This is a genomic window from Faecalibacterium sp. Marseille-Q4137, assembly GCF_017377535.1.
Lineage (GTDB): Bacteria > Bacillota > Clostridia > Oscillospirales > Ruminococcaceae > Faecalibacterium > Faecalibacterium duncaniae.
The window spans coordinates 80,535-87,756 of the sequence record NZ_JAFREK010000009.1; the positions used below are offsets into that span (position 1 = coordinate 80,535).

At 54.9% G+C, this 7,222-nt stretch carries 4 protein-coding genes; all 4 read left to right on the forward strand.

Annotation, left to right across the window (positions count from 1 at the left end):
- Positions 1-342 precede the first annotated feature (342 nt).
- Positions 343-4,269 carry an efflux RND transporter permease subunit gene (locus tag J3353_RS05710; RefSeq protein WP_207684373.1) on the forward strand — a complete coding sequence of 1,309 codons (3,927 nt, stop codon included), beginning with the start codon at positions 343-345 and terminating at the stop codon, positions 4,267-4,269.
- 131 nt (positions 4,270-4,400) lie between these two features.
- Positions 4,401-5,216: a PD-(D/E)XK nuclease family transposase gene (locus J3353_RS05715; RefSeq protein ID WP_223384584.1), complete on the forward strand. Its 816-nt coding sequence runs from the start codon at positions 4,401-4,403 to the stop codon at positions 5,214-5,216.
- Positions 5,217-5,437: 221 nt separating this feature from the next.
- On the forward strand, positions 5,438-6,043 hold the full coding sequence (locus tag J3353_RS05720; protein ID WP_207684374.1) for a hypothetical protein: 606 nt from the start codon (positions 5,438-5,440) through the stop codon (positions 6,041-6,043).
- A gap of 219 nt (positions 6,044-6,262) precedes the next feature.
- On the forward strand, positions 6,263-7,222 hold a 960-nt coding region (locus J3353_RS05725; protein WP_207684375.1), incomplete at its 3' end, for an aldose epimerase family protein.

A 7,222-nucleotide genomic window follows, 5' to 3' on the forward strand; every position in this document is an offset into this window, starting at 1 on the left:
CTGGCCACTGCCCCAACAACTCCTCCCTCAATCCGCCACTGGCGGCGGTCGTCGTCATTGCCCCCAAAGGGGGAGCCGATAAAAAATTTTCATCCTCTGCAACATTCCGCCCCGCTCATTCGTATCCCACTTGAACTCCGTCTGAAATTTGATCTCCAAAACGTCAAAAAACTGAGGTATCATCCGGATTTCACAAAAGATTTTCAAGATTTGCTAAAGAATCTCCGGGCAAGCCTTGCAAGCCCCGGAACCGGGTGTATAATAGGGGTATCGACTTTGAGCCGCTCTGAAAAAAAGAGCAGCCGCGCAATGCGTGGGAAAACACAGAAACGGTAGGAAGAAATGGAAAAATTCAGCGTCAAAAAACCGTTCACCGTTCTGGTCGCAGTCATCATGGTCATCATGCTGGGCCTTGTGTCCGTGCAGAATATGCAGACCAACCTGCTGCCAAACGTGAACACACCGTACCTGATGGTGGTCACGGTCTATCCCGGTGCCAGCCCGGAGCGTGTGGAGAGCGAGGTCTCCGACGTGATGGAGAGCGCGCTGGGCACCATCTCGGGCGTGAAAAACGTCACCGCCACCTCGGCAGAAAACTACAGTCTGCTGCTGATGGAGTTTGAGGATGATACGGACATGAACAGTGCCGTAGTCAAGGTGTCCAACAAGGTGGATCAGACCACCGCCAGCCTGCCAAGCACCTGTATGACCCCCTCCATCATTGAATATACCCTGAACATGAATGCTTTTATGACCGTGGCCGTCAGCCGCGAGGGCAGCGATTCCTATGAGCTGGCCGATTTCGTCAACGACACCATGGTCCCCTATATCGAGCGTCAGGGCGGCGTTTCCAATATTTCCGCCAATGGCCTGGTCACCCGGATGGTGCAGGTGCAGCTCGATCAGGAAAAGATCGATGCCATCAACGAAAAGCTGCTGGAGGTCATTGACGTGCAGCTGGCCGATGCAAAGGCCCAGCTGGATGATGCCGAGGCCCAGATCGAGGCAGGCAGAAAGGAGTACGAGACCCAGCTGGCCAATTACGACAAGCTGGTCAGCGATACCATCAACAGCCAGTACTCCGGCGAGCTGCAGGATTCCTTCATGCTGGTCAAGAAGCAGGCACAGGCCCTTCTGGAGAGCGTCAACCAGCTCATTGCCGTGGTCAACGAGCCGGAGATCCAGCAGGCCCTGATCGATGTGCGGGACGGCCTGCAGCGGGTCGTGGACAAGTTCAACGAGACCGGAATGCAGGATATCGATTCTCTGATCGAGATCGTTGCGGAGCTGCGCGATATCACCGATAAGGTGACCACCGCTTTGCAGGAGCTGCAGCAGCGCCTGAACGCGCAGGGCGACACCGCCGGCACAACGGCCGGGGAGCTGGCCGATGACCTGCAGGTGCAGCAGAGCCTGAACAACATCTATAGCACGCTGGAGAGCACCATCAAGGCCATGGACGACGTGCCCGGCCTGATGGACCAGTTTACCCAGATCGTGGGCTCCTATTCCCAGCAGCAGCTACAGGCCTATATCAAGTTCACCGAGGCCCGCGAGATGCTGAACGATTACGAGAAGCAGCTGGAGGATGCCAAGCAGCAGTATGAGGATGCCAAGCAGATGGCCATGGAGAACTCCGACGTGGCCAAGATGCTGGATATCGACACGCTGGCACAGCTGATCTATGCCCAGAACTTCTCCATGCCCGCCGGTTATGTCAAGGATTCCAGCAACAAGTCCTGGCTGCTGAAGGTCGGCGAGGAGTACGACAGCATCGAGGATATCTCCGGTGCCCTGCTGCTCCATGTGGACGGCTTTGGCGATGTCCGCCTGTCTGACGTGGCCGATGTGCAGATCATCGACAACGCGGAGGACAGCTTTACCCGCCTGAACGGCGAGCGCTCTGTGGTGCTGAAGATCTTCAAGAGCAATTCTTCCAGCGCCGGTGAAGTTTCCGGCAACTGCAAGGCTGCCTTCAAGGAGCTGGAACAGAAATACGATGGCCTGCATGTGGTCGTGCTGTCCAACCAGGGCAACTACATCAGCATCATCGTCAGCAGCATCCTGAGCAGTATGCTCATCGGTGCGGCCCTTGCCATCATCGTGCTGGCCATCTTCCTCAAGGACATCAAGCCCACGCTGGTGGTCGGCATCAGTATCCCGCTGTCGGTGCTGTTTGCCGTGGTGCTCATGTACTTCACCGGCCTGGATATGAATATTATGACGCTGGCGGGCCTGTCTCTCGGCATTGGTATGCTGGTGGACAACTCCATCGTCGTCATCGAGAACATCTACCGTCTGCGCAGCCGCGGCGTGCCCGCTGCCCGCGCGGCGGTCCAGGGCACCAAGCAGGTGGGCATGGCCATCATGGCTTCCACCCTCACCTCTGTCTGCGTGTTCCTGCCCGTCATCTTCACCTCCGGTGTCATCAAGAGCCTGCTGCAGCCCATGTCCATGTGCATCGGCTACTGTCTGGCTGCTTCCCTCATCGTAGCCCTGACGGTTGCCCCGGCGGCCTCCTCTACCCTGCTGAAAAACTCCAAGCCCAAAGAGCTCAAGTGGTTCGACAAGGTGCAGGAAAAGTACGTCAAGAGCCTGGAATGGTGCTTCCAGCACCGCTGGGCACCGTTGGGCGCGGCAGTGGTGCTGCTGGTGTTCTGCGGCTGGCGCGTGATGTCCATGGGCGTTGAGATGCTGCCCACCATCACCAGCAACGAGGCCATCGTCACCCTCTCCACCGAGAAGGATCTGACCAAGGAAGAATCCTATGCTGTGGCCGAGAATGTCATTGATGCCCTGCTGGCTGTGGACAACGTGGAAGAGGTGGGCGTTACCACCGACAGCCGCGTGGCCGGAATGGATGTCGGCCAGCTGGGTCTGCCCCAGACCATCACCGACCTGCTGAAAGCCGCCAACAGCTACGGTACCTACCAGATCAACGTGATGCTGGACGAGAGCCTCTCCTCCCGGCAGATCGAACAGGCCCGTGAGGCGCTGGAGGAAGCTGTGAACGGCGTGGAGAACTGCACCGCCACCGTTGAGATCAGCGGAATGCAGGAGCTGACCAGCCAGCTGGATATGGGCCTGACCGTTCAGATCTCCGGCAACGACATTGATACCATGACTGCCCTCTCCGAGAAGGTGGTGGATATGGTCAACGAGATGGACGGCTTTACCAATGCCACCAACGGTCTGGGCAGCGGCGATGCCACCATCAACCTGCAGATCGACCGGGATAAGGTCCGTTCCTACGGCCTGACCGTGGCGCAGGTCTACCAGCAGATCGCCGCCAAGCTGACCACCACCACCACGGCCCAGACCCCCGTTGCCATCGATGGCTCCACCATGAACGTCCAGATCAGCAACAATCTGGACCCCATGACCAAGGAAAACATGATGGATATGACCTTTACGACCTCCGTTATGGCCGCCGACGGTACCACCGAGACCGGCACCTGCACGCTGGGCGATATGGCCACCTGGGTCACCGGCTCCACCCCGGACTCCATCACCAGCAAGAACCAGACCCGCTATATCAGCGTGACGGCGGACGCAGTGGAGGGCACCAATACCACCACCGAGACCCGCGCGCTGGAAAAGAAGCTGAACGAGTTTGCCGCGTCCGATGAAATGCCCGAGGGCTGCAGCTTCTATATGGGCGGCGGCTCTGAGATCAACGGCATGGTGGTGGATCAGATGGGTCAGTGGATGTTCCTGGCTCTGCCCTTCGTCTACCTTGTTATGGTGGCCCAGTTCCAGAGCCTGCTCTCCCCCTTCATCGTTCTGTTCACCATTCCGCTGGCCTTTACCGGCGGCCTGCTGGGCCTGCTGCTCACCGGCCAGCAGCTGACTATGATCTCCCTGATGGGCTTCATCGTCCTGATGGGCACGGTCGTCAACAACGGCATCGTGTTTGTGGATTACGCCAACCAGCTGCGCATCGGCGGCATGGAGCGCCGTGCGGCCCTGATCGCCACCGGCAAAACACGAATGCGCCCCATCCTGATGACCACCCTGACCACCGTTCTGGCCATGCTCCAGCTGGTGTTCAGCGGCGATATGGCCAGCCAGCTGATGAGCGGCATGGCCATCGTCATCATCTTCGGCCTGACCTACGCCACCCTGATGACCCTGTACGTTGTGCCCCTGATGTATGACATCCTCTTCAAGAAACCGCCGCTGAACGTGGATATCGGCGATGAGAACCTTGACGACATCCCCGATGATGCCGCCGAGTATATCGCCCAGAACACCGCTCAGCCGGAGTAAGAAAACTTTCCCCAAAGCACCCTTCACAGCCATGTGAGGGGTGCTTTTTTGATACTTGCAGTATAGATAAAATGATGATAAAATATAAACGTAGAAAAGTACTCTTTTTCTGAAACGAAAGGATGGCGGAAATGCGGTTCGTACAGTTGGATGAGAAGAATGAAGAACGCATGAATGCTATCCGTAAATTCACCCTGATGGATGACACCTTTATGACACAGGTGTTTTCAGGGGATAAAGAGAGCACACAGGAGCTGCTTCGCATCATCCTGAAACGAAAGGACCTGACCGTCGCAAGGTCTGCAACACAGCTTACGATCGGCAATCTGTTTGGCCGTTCTGTGCGGCTGGACATTTATGCAACGGATGATGCAGGCAAGCAGTACGATATCGAAGTACAGCAGGAAGATAAGGGAGCCGCTCCGGAACGGGCGCGGCTGAACAGTGCGATGTTTGATTCCCGCCTGACGACTTCTGGTGAAAAATATTCTGACCTGCCTGAGACATATATCATATTTATTACGGCAAATGATGTTTTGGGAGATGGTCTGCCGGTTTACAATATTGAACGGACGATTCAGGAAACCGGGAAACTGTTCCACGACCGTGCACATATCGTATATGTGAACGGCGCATATCGGGGAACGGATGAGGTCGGCGCGCTGATGCAGGATTTCCGCTGTGATGACTATCGGGATATCCGGAACCCCAAAATAAGGGCAAGAGTAAAATACTTTAAAGAAGAAACGGAAGGAGTGGCAGCTATGTGCAAGACAATGCAGGTGATCGTTGATCGGGAACGAGAAGATGCCGAGGTGGCAAAGGGAAAGCGCATTGCGCTCAATCTCTGGAAGAACGGAGAGCATGATCTGGATAAGATCGCCCAGACCACAGAACTTTCGTTAGAACAGGTGCGGGAAGCAATTACCGAACCGTGTTCTGCATAAGAAACCTTCCCCAAAGCACCCTTCACAGCCATGTGAGGGGTGCTTTTTGTCAATCTGCTAAAAAATTTGCCGCAGCTTTGGCACAGTCTCCAAAAATTGGGGAATTCAATAAAAAATATTGACAGGGGGGGGGGGAGATGTAAAATGAGTTCACAATACAGAAGGTGTAGGGGTATGCTTTCTGTGTGGTAAAATATCATTTTACATTGGAGGTTCTACAAATGAAAATGCTCAAGAAAATCGCAGCAGCTATCATGGCTGTGGCAATGGCAACTCTGATGCTGACCGCTTGCGGCGAGGACAGCGCACCTTCTTACCGTCTGCAGAAGATCGTGGAAGCAAATCAGAAGTCCGGAAAGGTTTATTCCGAAGTTGTCGTATATGACACGGGAGCAACTCCTGCAACTGTGAAGTTTGCTGTTGATGGTGAGAAGATGTTCGTTAACACTGGCACAGCATATGATATCGTTATTAAAGATAACGCATGCTATATTTTAAGCCAGGGACAATATCGGAAGATGGAGGTGCCGGCAGATGTTGTGAGTGCAGGTAAAGTCACAGTTCCTTCTGCAGACATTGTAAAGAGCATCAAGGTTATTCCTGAATATAAGATTGAAGCAACTGGTGAAACCATGTATGCTGAGTCTGTTGTAGTTGATGGACAGCAGGTTGTTTATTGCTTCAACGGCGATAAACTGGCATACATTGTGGAAACTGTTTCTGGTAAGACTACAACCCTGAAAGTTAATAAATGGATCAATGAGATTCCTGAAGAAATTCAGAATAAGATTGACCTGAAGGGTTATAAAGAGTATACCCAGCAGTAATATCTAATCTGACCATACAAGCCCCGGAGCGCCTACCCCTGGCCCTCCGGGGCTTTTTTCTGCCTATGGGGCAGAACTTACAAAAAATCTCTCGAAATATTGGATAGAATCCCTTAAAAAATGCCAACACAGAAGGAGAAAATTGTGATATAATCAAAACAATAAAGGATAAAACAGAGAGTGTGCTGTCCCCAAAAAATACAAAAGGAGGCGAGCCCTATGGCACAGTTTCTCTCCAAGCCCTTTGGCATGACTCCAAACGGCGAAAAGATCAATGAATACATCATCTCGAACCCCGGCGGGCTGGCGGTCAGTGTGCTGAACTACGGCTGTATCATCAAGAATATCTGGGTGCCCACCAAGCGCGGGCCGGTGGATGTGGTGCTGGGCCACGATACCTACGCCGATTACGTCAAGGACTTTGAATCGTCCGGCAGTACCTGCTGCGGTGCGTTCGTGGGCCGGTACGCCAACCGCATCGAGAATGCCGTGTTCAACGTGGGCGGCAAGACCTATCAGCTGGAAGCCAACAACGGCAAAAACCACCTGCACGGCACCTTCCCGCGCAAGCTGTATGAGGTAAAGACCTTTGGCGATACCCTGCTTCTGGAGGCGGAAAGCCCCGATGGAGAGGATGGTTTCCCGGGAAATCTGAAGATCTCGGTGCGGTATATCCTCACCGAGGATAACGCCCTGCGGATGGATTACCGTGTCTCCTCCGATGCCGACACCATCATCAACCTGACCAACCACACTTACTTCAATCTGGATGGCGGCGGCGATGTGCTGGGCCAGAAGCTGCGCATCTATGCGTCCCGCTATCTGGAGGGCAACAACGAGACCTGCCCCACCGGCAATATCCTGCCCGTGGCAGGCACGCCGATGGATTTCCGGGCGGGCAAGCCCATTGGCCGGGACATCGACACCGGCTTTTCCCAGACCACCATGGTGGGCGGCGGCTATGACCACTGCTTTGTCATCGACAGGGGCCGCGGTGCCAGCCAGAGCCTGTGCGCCTGGGCTTCCAGCGATAAGACCGGCATCAGCATGAAGGTCTATACCACCCAGCCCGGCGTGCAGCTCTACACCGGCAATTTCCTGCAGGACTGCCCTGCCCCCGGCAAGGGAGGCGTGCCGATGCAGAAATACGGCGGCTTTGCGCTGGAGACCCAGCATTTC

What these genes read in the sequence shown, in the direction of transcription:
- J3353_RS05720 (WP_207684374.1), top strand. Translation starts at nt 5,438, where the DNA reads ATGAAAATGCTCAAGAAAATCGCAGCAGCTATCATGGCTGTGGCAATG.
- J3353_RS05715 (WP_223384584.1), top strand. Translation starts at nt 4,401, where the DNA reads ATGCGGTTCGTACAGTTGGATGAGAAGAATGAAGAACGCATGAATGCT.
- J3353_RS05710 (WP_207684373.1), top strand. Translation starts at nt 343, where the DNA reads ATGGAAAAATTCAGCGTCAAAAAACCGTTCACCGTTCTGGTCGCAGTC.